The sequence below is a fragment of the Mesorhizobium sp. CNPSo 4684 genome (genome assembly GCF_057784315.1).
The window spans coordinates 18,869-35,211 of sequence record NZ_JBWLUX010000016.1 but is presented as its reverse complement, the minus strand read 5'-3'; the positions used below and the strand labels follow the sequence as shown (position 1 = coordinate 35,211).

Below are 16,343 nucleotides of genomic sequence, written 5' to 3'. Positions count from 1 at the left end.
GGAAAAAATGAGACGGCACCGACACCCGGCCCTACTGCCTACTGCCTACTGCCTACTGCCTACTGCCTACCTAACCACCCTCACCACCGTCCTGTCCGACACCAGCGACAACAGCCGCGCCATCGTCCGCGCGGTTACCGCCACGCAGCCTTGCGTCGGCGTGAAGCCGGGACGCGCCAGGTGGAAGAAAATGGCGCTGCCGCGCCCGCGCCGGCGCGGCGCCATGTTCCAGTCGAGCACCAGGCAGGCATCGTAGAGGCGGTCGTCGCGCCGCATCCGCTCATGGCTGGCGCCGTAGGGGATTTTCACCGGCCGGTTGTAATTGCGGTCGTCCGGCACCTCGCACCAGCCGAGATCTGGGCCGATCGGCGCCATTGCCAGCCGGGTTTTGCGGGCCGCCGGAAAATGATCGCCCCGAAAATATCCCGATAGAATCCGCATCTCGCCAAGCGGCGTCGCGCCATCGCCCTCGCGCTTGTTGGCGGAGATGCCGCCGCGTCCGAGCGCGCACGCGAACACCTTGCTGCCGGCCTGCAAAATCCCTTGGCTTGGGTTGCCGGGCCTCGCCCGTACCACCAGCACCCGCAGCCCTTTAGGCAAAATTGCGCCGGCTGCATTGCGAACGCGTTTTTTCTTGTATGATCGTGTCACGGAACAAATCACTGTGATCGGACTGTTGCGCCGGTCAGCTTCCGCATAAAGGGGGGTCGGTCAACTGAAAATTCTTTTCAAAACAACGGATTGATCCATGACATCACGTACCATTCTTATCGTTGACGACGATGACGACCTGCGCGGAACCCTCGTCGAGCAACTCGCCCTTTACGAAGAATTCGACGTCCTGCAGGAAGCGACCGCCGCCAAAGGTGTTGCTGCTGCGCGCGGTGGGCTCATCGACCTGCTCATCATGGATGTCGGCCTGCCCGACATGGATGGCCGCGAGGCAGTGAAGATCCTGCGCAAGGGCGGCTACAAGGCGCCGATCATCATGCTGACCGGCCACGACACCGATTCCGACACGATTCTGGGCCTCGAGGCCGGCGCCAACGACTATGTCACCAAGCCGTTCCGCTTCGCCGTGCTGCTTGCCCGTATCCGCGCGCAACTGCGCCAGCACGAGCAGAGCGAGGACGCCACCTTCTCGGTCGGTCCCTATACGTTCAAGCCCAGCCAGAAGCTTCTGATCGACCAACGCGGCGCCAAGGTGCGGCTGACGGAGAAAGAGGCCTCGATCATCAAATATCTCTATCGCGCCGACCAGAAGGTGGTAACGCGCGACGTCTTGCTCGAGGAAGTGTGGGGCTACAATTCCGGCGTCACCACGCACACGCTGGAAACCCACGTCTACCGGCTGCGCCAGAAGATCGAGCGCGATCCTTCCAATGCTGAAATTCTTGTGACAGAAAGCGGCGGCTACAAGCTGGTTCCTTAAACATTTCATTATTCAATAGGCGGTCGGGCGGGACTGTTTCGGGTACGATCCGGCTGGAGGGGCCTGGATCGACCCGCGCATCGGCCCAAAATCGATTCGATTTTGGGGAAGAACGCTGCGCAGATTGAAAATGTTGGAGCGTCTTTGCGCAACCAGGAGGACGCGCGGCGCTCTAAGGGAGGGATTGGACTGACCGTTCGGGGACGCAGCTAGAGATGGCGTTGGATGACGACATCCGCATCCTGTCTGCCGTGAAGCTCTTTGAGGGTTTCACGCAGGAACAACTGCGCCTGCTCGCCTTCGGCGCCGAAGCCACGCATCTGCAGGCCGACCACAAGCTTTACCGCGAAGACGACGAGGCCGATTCGGCCTATATCGTGGTCAGCGGCCGCATCGTGCTCTATCGCGAGCAGAATGGCGAACGCGTCCCGATCGGCACCGCCGGCCCCGGCACGATCCTGAGCGAACTGGCATTGATCGCCGACACCAACCGGCTGACCAGCGCATCGGCCGAGATCGATTCGGAAGTGATCCGCCTCAGCCGCAAGATGTTCCGTCGCATTCTCGAGGAATATCCCGACGTGGCGGTGAAACTGCACCAGCGCATCCTGGACGATTTCCAGGCCATGATCGCCCGCATCGAGAAGCTGGCGCCGCGGTTTGGCGAGTAGGGCGCGGCGCGCCGTATCGTTAGAAACGCAGGAGGGACAGCACCCCCCTCTGGCCTGCCGGCCATCTCCCCCGCAAGGAGGGAGATCGGATGTCATCACGGCTTTCGCCAATCTCCAACGCTTAAACCCTGACGCGACATTTGAACTGCCAATCTCCCCCCTTGCGGGGGAGATGTCCGGCAGGACAGAGGGGGGTGTGAAGGATCGCTACAGATGAATTCCTTTGTAGCCTATTCCAAATCAAACCGCGCAATCACCGGCACATGGTCCGACGGTCGCTCCCAGCCGCGCGCGGCGCGAAGGATCTCGTAGCCGGCAAAATTGGGCACCAGGTTCGGCGACGACCAGACATGGTCGAGCCGCCGGCCGCGATTCGACGCCTCCCAGTCCTGCGCCCGGTAGCTCCACCAGGTGTAGAGCTTTTCTTCAAGCGGCACGTTGAGCCGCATCAGGTCGACCCAGTCGCCGGCCATCCGCATCGCCTCGAAATTTTCCGTCTCGACCGGCGTGTGGCTGACGACGTTGAGCAATTGCTTGTGCGACCAGACATCGTGCTCCAGCGGCGCGATGTTGAGGTCGCCGACCAGGATCGAGGCTGACACCTCATCATGCGCGGCGCGGATGGCGTTCATCTCGGCGACGAAATCCAACTTGTGCCGGAACTTGCGGTTGATCTCGGGATCGGGCTCGTCGCCACCGGCCGGCACATAGAAATTGTGGATGAGGATCGCCTTGCCGCCGGCCTGCACTTTCACCGACAGATGCCGACTGTCGTCGATCTCGCAGAAGCGCCGCTTTTCGACCACCTCGATCGGCCGCCGCGCCACCGTCGCCACGCCGTGATAGCCCTTCTGGCCATGGAAGGCGATGTGCTCGTAGCCCGCCTTGCGGAAGGCTTTTTCCGGAAACAGCTCGTCGGGAACCTTCGTCTCCTGCAGGCAGAGCACATCAGGCGCCTGCTCTGCCAGCAGCCGCTCGACGATCGGCATGCGCAGGCGCACGGAGTTGATGTTCCAGGTGGCGATGGAAAAGGGCATGCAGGAGTCCGGTCCGAGGCAGCGAAAATCCTGCCGGGACAGCCCGACAGGACATTGTGCCTATGAAATTGGTCCTGGAACTACTGCCAGCCACACGATCTAAAAACAAGCAGGCGTTAACCGCCAACGGCACAGGAGGAATGCCCGCGGCGGCAGAACACTATCTGGTCTTGGTGTTTAGCTCGCGGTTCGCCGTATAATCGATGGCAAAGGTATCCGCAGGGAAACTGACGCCTTCCTTGGTGTTGTAGATCATCACCGTGGTGTCCTTGCCCTGCGCATCGGTGATGGTCCACTGGCGCAGATCGTAGGATTTCGGATCGAACATCATGGTGATCTTCGAATTGCCGAACACCGACTTGTCGGCGAGCTGGATGGTGGTGAGGTCGCTCTCTTCCTTGATCGATTTGACGCGCCCGCCCGAGAGGTCGATTTTGGTGTCGAGCAAAAGCTTCAGCGGCGTCTTCGACAGCGGATAGAGATCGGACGTGTTCAGCCGCTTGTTGAGGATGACCACCGACTTGCCGTCGGAAATCACCCGGAAATTCGACTTGCCGTCATAGTTGAAGCGGATTTTGCCCGGCCGCTCGAGGAAGAACTTGCCGCCGGTCTGCTGGTTGTTGGGCCCGAACTGGACGAACTCGCCGCTCATCGATTTGACCGAGGAGAAGTGGTCGGCGATTTTTTGCGCCGTCGGCGGCACCGCCGCCTGCGCGGCGGCCAGGAGCTGGAACCCCGGCATGACATTGACGGCCGCGGCGCCGGCAAGAATCAGGCCAAGGCCGAGCAGCTGGCGGCGGTTTGGAGCGAAATCGCTGAGCGCGGAAGGATCGTTTTTCATGCCGGTCACTCTCGTGTGGTGTGTGTCTCGTTGCAGTCCGTGGACCCCCAGTTAGACTTAAGTTTGGCGGCGAACGGCACTCTGTCGCTTGAACGCGCCAAAAAGTTCAAGGTTGCCGCCGGGCGGTCTTTGCCCCGGCGCTATTGGCCAATCAGAACTTGTCGTCCTCCGTCGGCACCAGGATCTCGCGTTTGCCGGCATGGTTGGCCGGGCCGACAATGCCTTCCTTCTCCATCTTCTCGATGATCGACGCCGCGCGGTTGTAGCCGATGCCGAGCCGGCGCTGGATGTAGCTGGTCGAGGCCTTGCCGTCGCGCAGCACCACGGCCACCGCCTGGTCGTAGGGATCGTCGGAATCCTCGAAATTGCCGCCACCACCGCCACCGCCCTTGCCTGACGGCTCGTCGTCATCGTCTTCGCCGTCATCTTCGGTGATGGCGTCGAGATATTCGGGCACACCCTGCAGCTTCAGATGCGCGACGATCCTCTCGACCTCGTCGTCGGAAACGAACGGGCCGTGCACGCGCTGGATGCGGCCGCCGCCGGCCATGTAGAGCATGTCGCCCATGCCGAGCAGCTGCTCGGCGCCCTGCTCGCCCAAAATGGTGCGGCTGTCGATCTTCGACGTCACCTGGAAGGAGATGCGGGTGGGGAAATTGGCCTTGATGGTGCCGGTGATGACGTCGACGGACGGGCGCTGGGTGGCCATGATGACATGGATGCCGGCGGCGCGCGCCATCTGCGCCAGGCGCTGCACCGCGCCTTCGATGTCCTTGCCGGCGACCATCATCAAATCGGCCATCTCGTCGATGATAACGACGATATAGGGCATCGGCTCGAGGTCGAGATTCTCGGTTTCGTAGATCGCCTCGCCGGTCTGCCGGTCGAAGCCGGTCTGCACGGTGCGCGAGATTTTTTCGCCCTTCTTCTCGGCCAGTTGCACGCGCGCGTTGAAGCCGTCGATGTTGCGCACGCCGACCTTGGACATCTTGCGGTAGCGGTCTTCCATCTCGCGCACGGTCCATTTCAGCGCCACCACCGCCTTCTTCGGATCGGTGACCACCGGCGTCAGCAGATGCGGGATGCCGTCATAGACCGAGAGTTCGAGCATCTTCGGATCGATCATGATCAGCCGGCAGTCCTGCGGCGTCAGCCGGTAGAGCAGCGACAGGATCATGGTGTTGATGGCGACCGATTTGCCGGAGCCGGTGGTGCCGGCGACCAGCACGTGCGGCATCTTGGCTATGTCGACGATGACCGCCTCGCCATTGATGGTCTTGCCCAGCGCCAGCGCCAGCTTGGCCTTGGTCGTTTCGAAATCGCGGCTGGCCATGATCTCCCTGAGATAGACGGTCTCGCGCTTGGCATTCGGCAGTTCGATGCCGATGGCGTTGCGGCCGGGCACCACGGCGACACGGCAGGCGATGGCGCTCATCGAACGCGCGATGTCGTCGGACAGGCCGATGACACGCGACGATTTGATGCCGGGCGCCGGTTCCAGTTCATAGAGCGTGACCACCGGGCCGGGCCGGACGGCGATGATCTCGCCCTTGACGCCGAAATCTTCCAGCACACCTTCGAGCAGGCGCGCATTCTGCTCCAGCGCGTCCTTGGACAGGCTGGCGTCGCGCACCACATTCTTCGGTTCGGACAGGAAATGCAGCGACGGCATTTCGAACGTTTCCGAGCCGATCAGCGAGGTCTGCGCCTCGCGCTGGACGCGGGCGCCGGGAGCGGGACGCGGCGCAGGTGCTGCAACACGGGTCGCCGCATCGGAGCGGAAGTTCTGCACCTTGGCATTCGGCGCGGCACGGCGTTGGACCGGCTCGTCGTCTAGATCGACCTCTTCGTCACCATTGTCGAACCCGGCATCGAGGACGTCGTCATCGTCCGGATCGACCGAAACGCTGCGGTCATTGACCATGGCGGCGAAGAATTCCGGCTCGACGCGGGCGCGCCCACCCGGGCTCATCCGGGCTTCGGCGAATTCCGCCGATTCGACCCGTTCGGCGGCGCGGCGCCATGCGGTGGAGCGCTGCTCCATCTCCGGTTCGTACTCGTCGCGCTCCTGCTGGCGACGTACGGCGCGGCGGTGCATCCACGCGCGGAACGACAGCCACCAGTGCGTAATTGCGCCGAGCGCCAATATGCCTTCGTCGCCCTCGTCCTCGTCTTCGTCGAAGAGCAGGTCGTCGTCTCGGGGATCGGGCTCGGCAGTGCGCTCCATGACGGCAAAGCCGTTCTTGCGCGCAATCAGCGCCGAGCCATAGGCAAACAGCCACAGCGCCGGCGCGATGAGCAGTATCGCAATGATGCTGGCAACGAGGCCGGTCGGGTAGCCGCCAATGAGCAGGCCCGGGATGTTGAGCACCATGTCGCCGAACACGCCGCCGAGGCCGGTCGGCAGCGGCCAGGTCTTGGGCGGCACCACGCAACCGGCCATCGCCGCTGCAAGCAGCGCGAAGCCGAACCAGGCGAGGCCGCGCTTCGGCAACCTGTCGACGCCACGCGCCGAAAACAGGAGGAAGCCCCAGATCACCGCCGGCACCAGCGCGGCAACGGCGGCGAGGCCGAAGAACTGCATGGCGAGGTCGGAGAACACCGCGCCCGCATAGCCCATGGCGTTCGTGACGATGTTGTCGGTGGCGTGCGAGAAGCTTGGATCGGCGACGTTCCAGGTGGCCAGCGCCGCGACCCCAAAGGCGACCAGCACAAACAGGCCGGCGCCGACCAGCCGCCCGACCTGGCGCCGCGCGAATGCCTGGATGCCGTGCCCCGTATCGGTCAGCGCGAGCGGTGCTGAAGCCCCTGAACGCATGCTCTTCCCCGTCTGTTTTTGCCTGGCCGGGCGCATGACGCACTCCGGCAGATTCGAACGTCAGACTATCGGGGGGAAGGTTAAGGCCGCATTAACTATACGGCCGTGGGCAACGATCTTGGACGGAGCGCCACGGCCGTTTAGACTCATGCCTGCTGCGATAAAGGGAGGCCAGCGGTAACACGGGACAGTTTTTCACGCTTTGACAGCGTCGGCTTCTCATAGGCTTTTTTCATGGTGAGACGTCCTGTTCGAGTGAGGTCGCGAATCTCGCGATCTTCCACGAGGTGCCACACCGGTCCGGCGCTTGCATCCCCCGCGCGGGGGACGCTGGGGCCATCACTTGCGTCAATCATCAGTTGGCGCCGCCGAGCGCCCGGATGACGGTATTGCAAAAAAAGAGGCCCGGAATGACCCGGGCCTCAAAGCGTGAGCCCTTTTCGGGAGCGTCACGACGGGATGGGAGAATGCGGGGGCGGCCGAGGCCGCCCCCGGAAAGCTTACGAGTGATAGGCCGCTTCGCCATGCGCAGTCAGGTCGAGGCCTTCGCGCTCGGCGTCGGCCGTCGGCCGCAGACCGATGATCAGGTCGACGATCTTGTAGAGGATGGCGCTGCCGATGCCCGACCACAGCAGGGTTACCAGGACGCCCTTGCCTTGCGCCAGAAGCTGTGTGGCCGTGCCGGCATAGCCGGCGGCGAAGTCGGCGGTCGAATAATCGACGATGCCGGCGCCGCCGAGGGCGGGATTGACCAGTATGCCTGTGCCGAGCGCACCGATGATGCCACCGATGCAATGGACACCGAACACATCGAGGCTGTCGTCATAGTCGAACGTATTCTTCACCACCGAGACGAAGAAGTAGCAGACGAAGGTGGCGACGATGCCAAGCACGATGGCACCCATCGGGCCGGCAAAACCGGCCGCCGGCGTGACCGCGACGAGGCCGGTGACCGCGCCCGAAACAGCGCCGAGCATGGAGGCTTTGCCGCGCAGCAGCGATTCAAGCACGATCCAGGTCACTGCCGCCGCCGCCGTGGCGACGAAGGTGTTGATCATGGCCAGCACCGCATAGGCGTTCGCTTCGAGGTTCGAACCGGCGTTGAAGCCGAACCAGCCGACCCACAGCAGCGAGGCGCCGACCATGGTCAGCGTCATCGAGTGCGGCGCCATGATGTCCTTCTTGTAGCCGATGCGCTTGCCGATCATCAGTGCGCCGACGAGGCCGGCAATGCCCGCATTGATGTGAACGACCGTGCCGCCGGCGAAATCGATGGCGCCAAAGCTGAAGATCAGGCCGGACGGGTCGGCATAGGCGCTCGGGCCCCCCCAGAACCAGACCATGTGCGCGATCGGGAAGTAGATGACCGTCACCCAGAGGATAACGAAAAGGATCAAGGCGGAGAATTTGACGCGTTCGGCGAAGGCGCCAACGATCAGGGCCGGCGTGATGCAGGCGAAAGTCATCTGGAAGACGACGAACACCAGTTCAGGAATGGCGACGCCCTTGCTGAAGGTTTCCGACAGCGTCGACACATTGACGCCGGAGAGAAACATCTTGGAGAGGCCGCCGACGAAGGCGTTGCCCGGGGTGAAAGCGAGGCTGTAGCCGTAGAAAACCCAGATGATCATGACCACACTGGTGATGGTGAAGACCTGCATCAGCACCGACAGCATGTTCTTGGTGCGAACCAGGCCGCCGTAGAAAAGCGCAAGGCCGGGAATGGTCATCAACAGCACCAGCACGGTGGAGATCATCATCCACGTGGTGTCGCCCTTGTCGACGGTAAAGGCCGGCGCCGCTGGCGCTGCCGCGGCGACGGCGGGTGCCGCTTCCTGCGCCAAGGCAGCAACCGTGCCCAATGCTCCGAGCGCGAACGAGCCCAGCAGCGCGGAGCGCGCCACTGTCTTCAAGGTGGAAGGAATATTCATTGAACTCTCCATTGGAATACGTGTTCGCCGCTTAGAGCGCGTCGGTGTCTGTTTCGCCGGTACGGATGCGCACCGCCTGATCGATGCCGAAGACGAAGATCTTGCCGTCGCCGATCTGACCGGTCTTGGCCGCCGCCGTGATGGCTTCGACGGCCTTGTCGACCAGGTCGGTGCTGACCGCGACTTCGATCTTGATTTTCGGCAGGAAACTGACCGCGTATTCCGCACCGCGATAGATTTCCGTGTGTCCCTTCTGACGCCCGTAGCCTTTGACTTCGGTGACGGTCAGGCCCTGGATGCCGACGGCGGTGAGCGCTTCGCGCACCTCGTCGAGCTTGAACGGCTTGATGATTGCCATCACGATTTTCATAAGGTTTCACCCTTTGCTGTTGCGGTCCCCCGCGTTTGCACACCTTCACCGATCCCAAAGAGCCCGGAGAGTGCCCGACAGGATTCAAGCTCCGTGCCAGTTGCCGAAGCAGTGTGTTAACTCATTGTAAACAAACGGATAGCTCGGGCCGCAGCAGAGCGGTGCACATTGTCACCGGATAGTCACTGATTAAAAAATAGGCAATTTTTTGAAAATGCCTATTCGGCAGGCGGACGCTTCAGGCGGATCAGGCCTTCCTGGGCAACCGAGGCGATCAGCGTGCCGTCGCGGGCAAATAGCGAGCCGCGGGTGAAGCCGCGCGACCCTTGCGTCGTCGGGCTGTCCTGCGTGTACAGGATCCAGTCGTCGAGCGGATGGCTGCGGTGGAACCACATGGCGTGGTCGAGGCTCGCCGCCTGGATGTCGCGGTCGAAAATGGCGCGGCCGTGCGCAAAGGTCGAGGTGTCGAGCAGCGTCATGTCCGAGAGGTAGGCAAGCACCGCAGCCTGTATGCCGCGGTCGGCCGGCACCGGGGCGGTGGTGCGGATCCAGATGTTCTGCTGCGGCTCCAGCTTTTCGCGGCTGGTATAGTGCTTCAGCATCACCGGCTTCATCTCGATCGGCCGGTCGCGCTCCCAGTAGCGCCTGATGCCTTCCGGCACCGCCTCGCCGAATTTGCCCAGCAATTCGCGCTGCGACAACAGGCTGTCGGGCGCCGGCACGTCGCGCGGCATCGGCAGCTGATGCTCCAGTCCCACCTCGTCCTGCTGGAACGAGGCCTCCAGCGAAAAGATCGCCTGGCCATGCTGGATCGCCACCACGCGGCGCGTGGTGAAGGAGCCGCCGTCGCGGATGCGGTCGACCTCGTAGACGATCGGCACCTTGGTGTCGCCCGGCCGCATGAAATAGCCGTGCAGCGAATGCACATGGCGCTCGGGCTCGACCGTGCGCTGCGCGGCGACCAGCGCCTGGGCGATGGTCTGGCCGCCGAAGACGCGCTGCCAGTCGAGCTTTGGGCTGCGACCACGGTACAGATTGTGTTCCAGCTGCTCGAGGTCGAGAATGCTGAGAAGCTCGTCCATGGCCGCTGTCATGCTTCGTGACCTCGCCTTAAAGATGCTATGGCGGTTTCGGACAGGAATGGCGGGCAGTCAAGGCCGCAATGTCCCCGTGGAGGCAGGACGGTCATGGCTTCGAAAGGAATTGACATGGCAGACCGCAAGACGGACGCAAAAAACTCGCTCGATGTGCTGATCGCCGGCGCCGGCTATGTTGGCCTCGCCGCCGCCGTGTCGCTGAAACAGGCGCGGCCGAACCTGGCCGTTGCCGTCGTCGATGCAGCGCCAGCCGGCGTCTGGCAGAAGGACGGCCGCGCCTCGGCGATCGCCGCCGCCGCTTGCCGCATGCTCGACCAGCTCGGCGTCTGGCAGGAAATCGTCGGCCACTCGCAAGCCATCACCGAAATGATCGTCACCGATTCGCGTACGGCCGATCCGGTGCGCCCGGTGTTCCTCACCTTCGACGGCGAGGTCGCGCCGGGCGAACCGTTCGCCCACATGGTCGCCAACCGGGATTTGAACGGCGCCTTGCGCCGCCGCGCGCAAAAGCTTGGCATCGATATCATCGAAGGTGTCGCGGTCAGCGCCTTCGACACGAACGGCGCCGGCGTCACCGTGCATCTGGCCGACGGCGCGACGCTCAAAGTGCGGCTGCTTGTCGCCGCCGACGGCGTCAATTCGAAATTGCGCGACATGGCTGGCATCAAGACGGTGAAATGGGAATATGGCCAGTCCGGCATCGTCTGCACGGTGGCGCATGAGCGCCCGCACAATGGCCGCGCCGAGGAGCATTTCCTGCCCGCCGGCCCGTTTGCGACTTTGCCGCTGAAGCCGACCGAGGACGGCACCAACCGTTCATCGCTGGTCTGGGTCGAACGCTCCGAGGACGCCGAGAAACTCGTGGCCGGCGACGACCTTGTCTTCGAGCATGAGCTGGAATTGCGCTTCGGCCTCAAGCTCGGCGAGATCCGCGTCACTGACAAGCCACGCGCCTGGCCGCTCGGCCTGACCATCGCGCGCGCCTTCGTCGCCCCGCGCATCGCGCTTGCCGGCGACGCCGCCCACGGCATCCACCCGATTGCCGGCCAGGGCCTCAATCTCGGCTTCAAGGATGTGGCGGCGCTGGCCGAAGTGATTGTCGAGGCCGATCGCCTTGGGCAGGACATCGGCGCGCTCGACGTGCTCGAGCGCTACCAGCAATGGCGCCGCTTCGACACCGTGCAGATGGGCGTCACCACCGATGTGCTGAACCGGCTGTTTTCCAATGACATCGGCCCGCTGCGCCAGCTCCGCGACATCGGCCTCGGCCTCGTCGAACGCATGCCCCGGCTGAAGGAGTTCTTCATCCGCCAGGCGTCGGGGCTGTCGGGCGACACGCCAAAGCTGCTTAAGGGTGAGGCGATTTAGTCGGCAGCGTTTGAGTGACAAGTTGTCGAAAGTCAGCGCCGCCCCTCATTGCCCTGCCGGGCATTTCTCCCCGTATAGTGACGGGGAGAAAGGGCTGTCCGCAGCCTCGGCGCCATTCCTACAACGCTGGTGATTGGCGAAATCATCGATGAGAGCGACCCCTCTCCCCGTCACTATACGGGGAGAGGATGCCGGCAGGCAGGTGAGGGGCAGCGCCAACGATTGCAGGTGGATTGAACCCCAGCAACCGACCTGAATATCAGGCACACCCTCAATTGACCTCGAAACCCAGCTTCTGCCGCAGCCGCAGCATGCGCTGGTCGGCGACCTTGAAGCTCTGCTCGCCACCTTGCGCGACGCGGTTCAGCATCTGCAGCAGATCTTCCCGCTCGTGCGGATCGAGGCGCTCGCGCAGGAAAGGCGCCAGCTTGTCGATGACGATGGTCGTGTCGTCGATCTGCGCCGAGGCCCACTTGGCGTAGACGACGGCCTCGTCGGTTTTCTTCTGGTTCTCGGCAATCTGCGAAATCACTTCGCGGATGATGGTTTCGCGCTTCGGCAGGATCGGGCCGTGCTCCGCAGCCATGGCAGTGATCAGCGTTGCCGCCGCCACGACCGGGTCGTCGATCGCCGTCAGCGGCGACAGCGCCGCTTGCTTGCGCAGCTTCTTGCGGCGGATGTTGCCCTGGACGCGCCCGACGACATCGGCGACCTCGCGCGCGGCGTCGTTCATGGCCTTCATGCGGTACCACCAGAACGCCGCCGCTCCCAGCACGCCGAGAAGAGCAATCAGAAAAGGCATGTCGAAATTCCCCCAAAAACCCTGGCGACGATAAGAGAACTCCGACGTTGCTTCAACACGCAAGAATTGCGGCTGGTTAAGAAAACAGACGGCTTCCCCTTGGAGCACCGACACCGGGACCGAACATCTTGTTTTCACGTCGCCGGCCGCAAAGCCAATCAGACGATGCCCCTTTTGCGATAACGCCATTATCCGGCTCAGCATCACCCCTCTGCAAGAAATTTCACCGCATGATTTTTAATGCATGCTCATTGACACGCAAAAAATCCCGGCCTATTCAAACGTGCCAGAGATTTCACATGATGAAATTTCTTGCAAAGCTGACGCGACGAGGCTTTCATCGTCGGGGAACCCGGAGGAGAGAATGAACAGGATTGGGCTGGCGGGCGTATTGAGCGCCGCCGTGATGACGCTGACCCTGGCGATGCCAGGCGCAGCGTCGGCAGAGAGCAAGTTTCAGTGCAAGCCGGATGAGACCTATGTAATGAACGTCATGGTCTCCGCGCATCCTTATTGGGTGCCGGTCTATCAGGGCTTCAAGCAGGCAGCAGCGGCGATGGGCTGCAAGACCGTGTTTTCGGGCACGCCGGACTATGACATCGCCAAGCAGATCGCTTCCTTCGAACAGGATCTGATCAAGAAGCCGGCCGGCGTGCTGCTGCACCCGATGCAGGCCGATCCGTTCATCGAGCCGATCAACCGCGCCATCGAAAACGGCACCACCGTCGTCACCTTCGCCGCCGACTCGCCGAAGTCCAAGCGCGTGTCCTACATCACCTCGGACAATCTGGCGGAAGCCAAGTTTGCCGCCGAGGAGATCGTCAAGCAGGTCGGCGACGATGCCGAATATGGCGTGCTGGAGAACCCCGGCCAGAGCAACCACGATCTGCGCGTCACCGCCTTCATCGATTACCTCGCCAAGAACTATCCGAAGATGAAGCTGGTGGGACGCCAGGCCTCCAACCAGGACGCCAATGTCGCCAACAAGGCGGTGGCCTCGATGCTGCAGGCCAACCCGAATCTGAAGGCGCTGTGGATTCCGGAAGCCGGTTCGGCAGAAGGCGCGGTCGCTGCCGTTCTCGAAGCCAAGGCCAAGGTGCTGATCATGCACGCCGACATCACCCCGGCGACGCTGGAACAGATCAAGGCCGGCAACATCCACATGGCGTTGAGCCCAAACCAGGGCATGCAGGGCTATCTCGGCTTCGTCGCCACCTTCATGGCGGCGCACCCCGAGCTGATCGACCCGTTCAACGACTACAAGACGTCAGGCTACAACCCGATGAGCATCCCCTTCGCCGATAACGGCTTTGCCGTCATCACCAAGGAGAATGCCGACTCATTCGACCTGAACAAATACATGCAAGGCCGCGATCCCAGCTGATCCGTCCCAATTGAGCAGCCGCGCCGCCCGGCGCGGTTGCCACACCCCGGCGAGCGCACAAGTGGAAACTCCGGCCCTTCTCACAATATCCGGCCTCAGCAAATCGTTCGGCCCTGTCCGGGCGTTGCGTGATGTCTCCTTCGAGCTGCGCGCCGGCGAAATCCACGCTCTCGCCGGCGAGAACGGCGCCGGCAAGTCGACGCTGATGAAGGTCATCGACGGCATCCTGCCGCCCGACAGCGGCGACATCCAGGTCGACGGCCGCTCCGTGTCGATCCCCTCGCCGCTGGCGGCGCAGAAGCTCGGCATCGGCTTCGTGCATCAGGAGATTGCGCTCTGCCCCGATGTCTCGGTGGCCGAAAACATCTTCATGTCGATCACCAACGCCAGCGAGGCGCTGCTGATGAACTACCGCGACCTCGAGAAACGCGCAGCGGCAATCCTGGCGCGGCTCGGCAACATCGATCCGACCGCGATGGTGCGCAGCCTGTCGATTTCCCAGCAGCAGCTGGTCGAGATCGCCAAGGCGCTGACGCTCGACTGCCGCATCCTCATCTTCGACGAACCGACCGCAGCGCTGACCGAGCGCGAGGCCCAAAAACTGTTCGAGATCATCCACCAGCTTGCCGGCGAAGGCATCGGCATCATTTACATCTCGCATCGCATGGCCGAGATCTTCGACAATTGCGACCGCGTCACGGTGCTGCGCGACGGCCAGTACATCACCACGCTCGACATCCCAGCGACGACGCCCGAACAGGTGGTGGCGTCCATGGTCGGCCGCGTCATCGACAGCCTCTATCCCGAGAAGCTGCGCGACGACCAAAGGTCCGAAGACATCTTGCTCGAGGTCAGCAACCTCTGCGAGGCTCGCACTTTTCGCGACATCAGCTTCCAGCTGCGCAAGGGCGAGATCCTCGGCATTGGCGGCCTGATCGGCGCCGGCCGCAGCGAGATCGTCAAGGGCATCTGCCGGCTGGAGGGTCAGGTCACCGGCGATGTCAGCCTGCACGGCAAGCCGCTGTCCCTGACCCACTATGGCGACAGCATCGCCGCAGGGATCGTCTACCTCTCGGAGGACCGCAAGGGCGATGGGCTGTTCCTCGACATGTCGATCGCCGCCAACATCTCAGCACTCGCGGTCGAGCGCATCGCCACCCGCTTCGGCCTCATCAACGAGCGGCGCGAGAAGCATCGGGCCGAGACGATCGGCAGGCAGCTGTCGCTGAAATGCGGCCATGTCGGCCAGCCGGTTTCGACGCTGTCGGGCGGCAACCAGCAGAAGGTGGCGATCGCCAAGATGCTGTCGGTCGATCCCAAGGTGATCTTCCTCGACGAGCCGACGCGCGGCGTCGATGTCGGCGCCAAGGCCGAAATACACCGCATCCTGCGCAAGCTGGCGCGCGACGGCGTCGGCATCGTGGTCATCTCGTCCGAGTTGCCGGAACTGATCGGCGTCTGCGACCGGGTGCTGATCGTGCGCGAGGGCCGTATCACCGGCGAGGTCACCGGCGACGCGATGACGGAAGAAAACATCATGGTCCTGGCATCGCTTGCCGATGAAGACCGGGAACGGAGCGCCGCATGAGCATCGTGGGGGAAAGCATGGACAGCGCGACGCCAGCCGCCCGGATGGGTCTCGGCGAAAGGCTTGGCGGCCTGATCCGAATGCGCGAGATCGGCCTGATCCTGATCATCGCCGTGCTGTTTGCCGTCATGTCGTTCGCTTCACCCTATTTCCTGACCTGGGACAACATGCGGGCGATGGCCATGGCCTTCGCGGTCGAAGGCATTGTCGTCGTCGGCATGACCATCCTGCTGATTTCCGGCGGCATCGACCTTTCGGTCGGCTCGGTCACCGCACTCGCCATGGTGATCGCCGGCCTGCTGTTCCTCGGCGGTGTCGACCCCTGGCTGGCCTCACTGGCAGCGATTGCAGCCTGCGCCAGCATCGGTGCCTTCATGGGGTTCTTCGTCACCAGAGTGGGGCTGCACCACTTCATCGTCTCGCTGGCGGTGATGGTGATTGCGCGCGGGCTCTGCCTGCTCGGCACCGGCGGCCGGCCGCTCGGGCTCTATACGCTGCCGCCCGAGTTCAAATTCATCGGCCAGGGCGCCATTGGCGGCATTCCGGTCGTCATCATCATCTTCATCGTCTTCACCGTCCTGTCCGACTTCATGTTGCGCCGCACGACGATGTTCCGCAAAGTCTTCTATACCGGCAGCAATGAGAAGGCGGCCGCCTATTCCGGCATCCGCACCAAGAAGGTCGTGTTCCTGACGACGACGCTCTGCTCGACGCTGTGCGGCTTTGCCGGGGTCATCTACATGGCCCGCTTCGGTTCGGCCCAGCCGACATTCGGCGCCGGCATGGAGTTGAACGTCATTGCCGCGGCGGTGATCGGCGGCGCCAGCCTGACCGGCGGCTCCGGCACCATTCTCGGCGCCATCCTCGGCACCATCCTGCTCTCCGTCGTTTCAAGCTCGCTAGCCCTGCTCGACGTGTCCGTCTATTGGCAGGACATCATCCGCGGGTCCATTCTGCTGACGGCGGTCACCGCCGATTACTACTTCAACAAGCGGCGGGGCTGA

General features: G+C 63.0%; 14 protein-coding genes. 6 read left to right on the top strand and 8 right to left on the bottom strand.

The window, feature by feature from the left end; genetic code table 11:
- Positions 1-66 precede the first annotated feature (66 nt).
- Positions 67-603 (bottom strand): L,D-transpeptidase family protein, encoded by a 537-nt coding sequence (locus AC04SG_RS16925; RefSeq protein WP_488552042.1) that lies wholly within the window; start codon positions 601-603, stop codon positions 67-69.
- A gap of 145 nt (positions 604-748) precedes the next feature.
- Between AC04SG_RS16925 and AC04SG_RS16920 the strand changes: the two genes are divergently transcribed.
- A complete protein-coding gene (locus AC04SG_RS16920; protein ID WP_112561232.1) occupies positions 749-1,432 on the top strand; it encodes a response regulator transcription factor in 684 nt (227 codons plus the stop codon).
- A 215-nt stretch (positions 1,433-1,647) separates the two neighbouring features.
- Positions 1,648-2,103: a cyclic nucleotide-binding domain-containing protein gene (locus AC04SG_RS16915; RefSeq protein WP_352557000.1), complete on the top strand. Its 456-nt coding sequence runs from the start codon at positions 1,648-1,650 to the stop codon at positions 2,101-2,103.
- A gap of 230 nt (positions 2,104-2,333) precedes the next feature.
- On the opposite strand, the gene AC04SG_RS16910 is transcribed toward AC04SG_RS16915, so the two are convergent.
- From AC04SG_RS16910 to tesB, 6 genes are all read right to left on the bottom strand, one after another.
- Positions 2,334-3,140, bottom strand: coding sequence for an exodeoxyribonuclease III (locus AC04SG_RS16910; RefSeq protein ID WP_488551958.1), 807 nt, complete (start codon positions 3,138-3,140; stop codon positions 2,334-2,336).
- A gap of 160 nt (positions 3,141-3,300) precedes the next feature.
- Positions 3,301-3,981 (bottom strand): outer-membrane lipoprotein carrier protein LolA, encoded by a 681-nt coding sequence (locus AC04SG_RS16905; RefSeq protein WP_488551957.1) that lies wholly within the window; start codon positions 3,979-3,981, stop codon positions 3,301-3,303.
- Positions 3,982-4,132: 151 nt separating this feature from the next.
- Positions 4,133-6,799, bottom strand: coding sequence for a DNA translocase FtsK (locus tag AC04SG_RS16900; protein ID WP_488551956.1), 2,667 nt, complete (start codon positions 6,797-6,799; stop codon positions 4,133-4,135).
- Between the two features lie 500 nt (positions 6,800-7,299).
- A complete protein-coding gene (locus AC04SG_RS16895; RefSeq protein ID WP_192254747.1) occupies positions 7,300-8,730 on the bottom strand; it encodes an ammonium transporter in 1,431 nt (476 codons plus the stop codon).
- A gap of 31 nt (positions 8,731-8,761) precedes the next feature.
- On the bottom strand, positions 8,762-9,100 hold the full coding sequence (locus AC04SG_RS16890) for a P-II family nitrogen regulator (protein WP_023670499.1): 339 nt from the start codon (positions 9,098-9,100) through the stop codon (positions 8,762-8,764).
- 218 nt (positions 9,101-9,318) lie between these two features.
- The gene (gene tesB / locus AC04SG_RS16885; RefSeq protein WP_488551955.1) at positions 9,319-10,194 is read right to left on the bottom strand and encodes an acyl-CoA thioesterase II; all 876 of its coding nucleotides are present in this window, start codon (positions 10,192-10,194) and stop codon (positions 9,319-9,321) included.
- 114 nt (positions 10,195-10,308) lie between these two features.
- Here tesB and AC04SG_RS16880 point away from each other — a divergent pair, with 114 nt between their 5' ends.
- On the top strand, positions 10,309-11,565 hold the full coding sequence (locus AC04SG_RS16880; protein ID WP_488551954.1) for a ubiquinone biosynthesis hydroxylase: 1,257 nt from the start codon (positions 10,309-10,311) through the stop codon (positions 11,563-11,565).
- A 271-nt stretch (positions 11,566-11,836) separates the two neighbouring features.
- On the opposite strand, the gene AC04SG_RS16875 is transcribed toward AC04SG_RS16880, so the two are convergent.
- The gene (locus AC04SG_RS16875; protein WP_352586492.1) at positions 11,837-12,367 is read right to left on the bottom strand and encodes a hypothetical protein; all 531 of its coding nucleotides are present in this window, start codon (positions 12,365-12,367) and stop codon (positions 11,837-11,839) included.
- 364 nt (positions 12,368-12,731) lie between these two features.
- On the opposite strand from AC04SG_RS16875, the gene AC04SG_RS16870 reads away from it, so the two are divergent.
- The 3 genes from AC04SG_RS16870 (at position 12,732) to AC04SG_RS16860 (ending at position 16,343) form a co-directional block, all read left to right on the top strand.
- Complete coding sequence (locus AC04SG_RS16870; protein ID WP_352556994.1) at positions 12,732-13,751, top strand: substrate-binding domain-containing protein; 1,020 nt, start codon at positions 12,732-12,734, stop codon at positions 13,749-13,751.
- A gap of 61 nt (positions 13,752-13,812) precedes the next feature.
- Positions 13,813-15,339: a sugar ABC transporter ATP-binding protein gene (locus AC04SG_RS16865; RefSeq protein WP_488551953.1), complete on the top strand. Its 1,527-nt coding sequence runs from the start codon at positions 13,813-13,815 to the stop codon at positions 15,337-15,339.
- 44 nt (positions 15,340-15,383) lie between these two features.
- Entirely contained in the window at positions 15,384-16,343 is a 960-nt protein-coding gene (locus tag AC04SG_RS16860; RefSeq protein WP_488552041.1) for an ABC transporter permease, read from the top strand.

Excerpts from the sequence above, each read along its gene's own strand:
- AC04SG_RS16920 (WP_112561232.1), top strand. The coding sequence starts at position 749 with ATGACATCACGTACCATTCTTATCGTTGACGACGATGACGACCTGCGC.
- AC04SG_RS16915 (WP_352557000.1), top strand. The coding sequence starts at position 1,648 with ATGGCGTTGGATGACGACATCCGCATCCTGTCTGCCGTGAAGCTCTTT.
- AC04SG_RS16910 (WP_488551958.1), bottom strand. The coding sequence starts at position 3,140 with ATGCCCTTTTCCATCGCCACCTGGAACATCAACTCCGTGCGCCTGCGC.
- AC04SG_RS16905 (WP_488551957.1), bottom strand. The coding sequence starts at position 3,981 with ATGAAAAACGATCCTTCCGCGCTCAGCGATTTCGCTCCAAACCGCCGC.
- AC04SG_RS16900 (WP_488551956.1), bottom strand. The coding sequence starts at position 6,799 with ATGCGTTCAGGGGCTTCAGCACCGCTCGCGCTGACCGATACGGGGCAC.
- AC04SG_RS16895 (WP_192254747.1), bottom strand. The coding sequence starts at position 8,730 with ATGAATATTCCTTCCACCTTGAAGACAGTGGCGCGCTCCGCGCTGCTG.
- AC04SG_RS16890 (WP_023670499.1), bottom strand. The coding sequence starts at position 9,100 with ATGAAAATCGTGATGGCAATCATCAAGCCGTTCAAGCTCGACGAGGTG.
- tesB (WP_488551955.1), bottom strand. The coding sequence starts at position 10,194 with ATGACAGCGGCCATGGACGAGCTTCTCAGCATTCTCGACCTCGAGCAG.
- AC04SG_RS16880 (WP_488551954.1), top strand. The coding sequence starts at position 10,309 with ATGGCAGACCGCAAGACGGACGCAAAAAACTCGCTCGATGTGCTGATC.
- AC04SG_RS16875 (WP_352586492.1), bottom strand. The coding sequence starts at position 12,367 with ATGCCTTTTCTGATTGCTCTTCTCGGCGTGCTGGGAGCGGCGGCGTTC.
- AC04SG_RS16870 (WP_352556994.1), top strand. The coding sequence starts at position 12,732 with ATGAACAGGATTGGGCTGGCGGGCGTATTGAGCGCCGCCGTGATGACG.
- AC04SG_RS16860 (WP_488552041.1), top strand. The coding sequence starts at position 15,384 with ATGGGTCTCGGCGAAAGGCTTGGCGGCCTGATCCGAATGCGCGAGATC.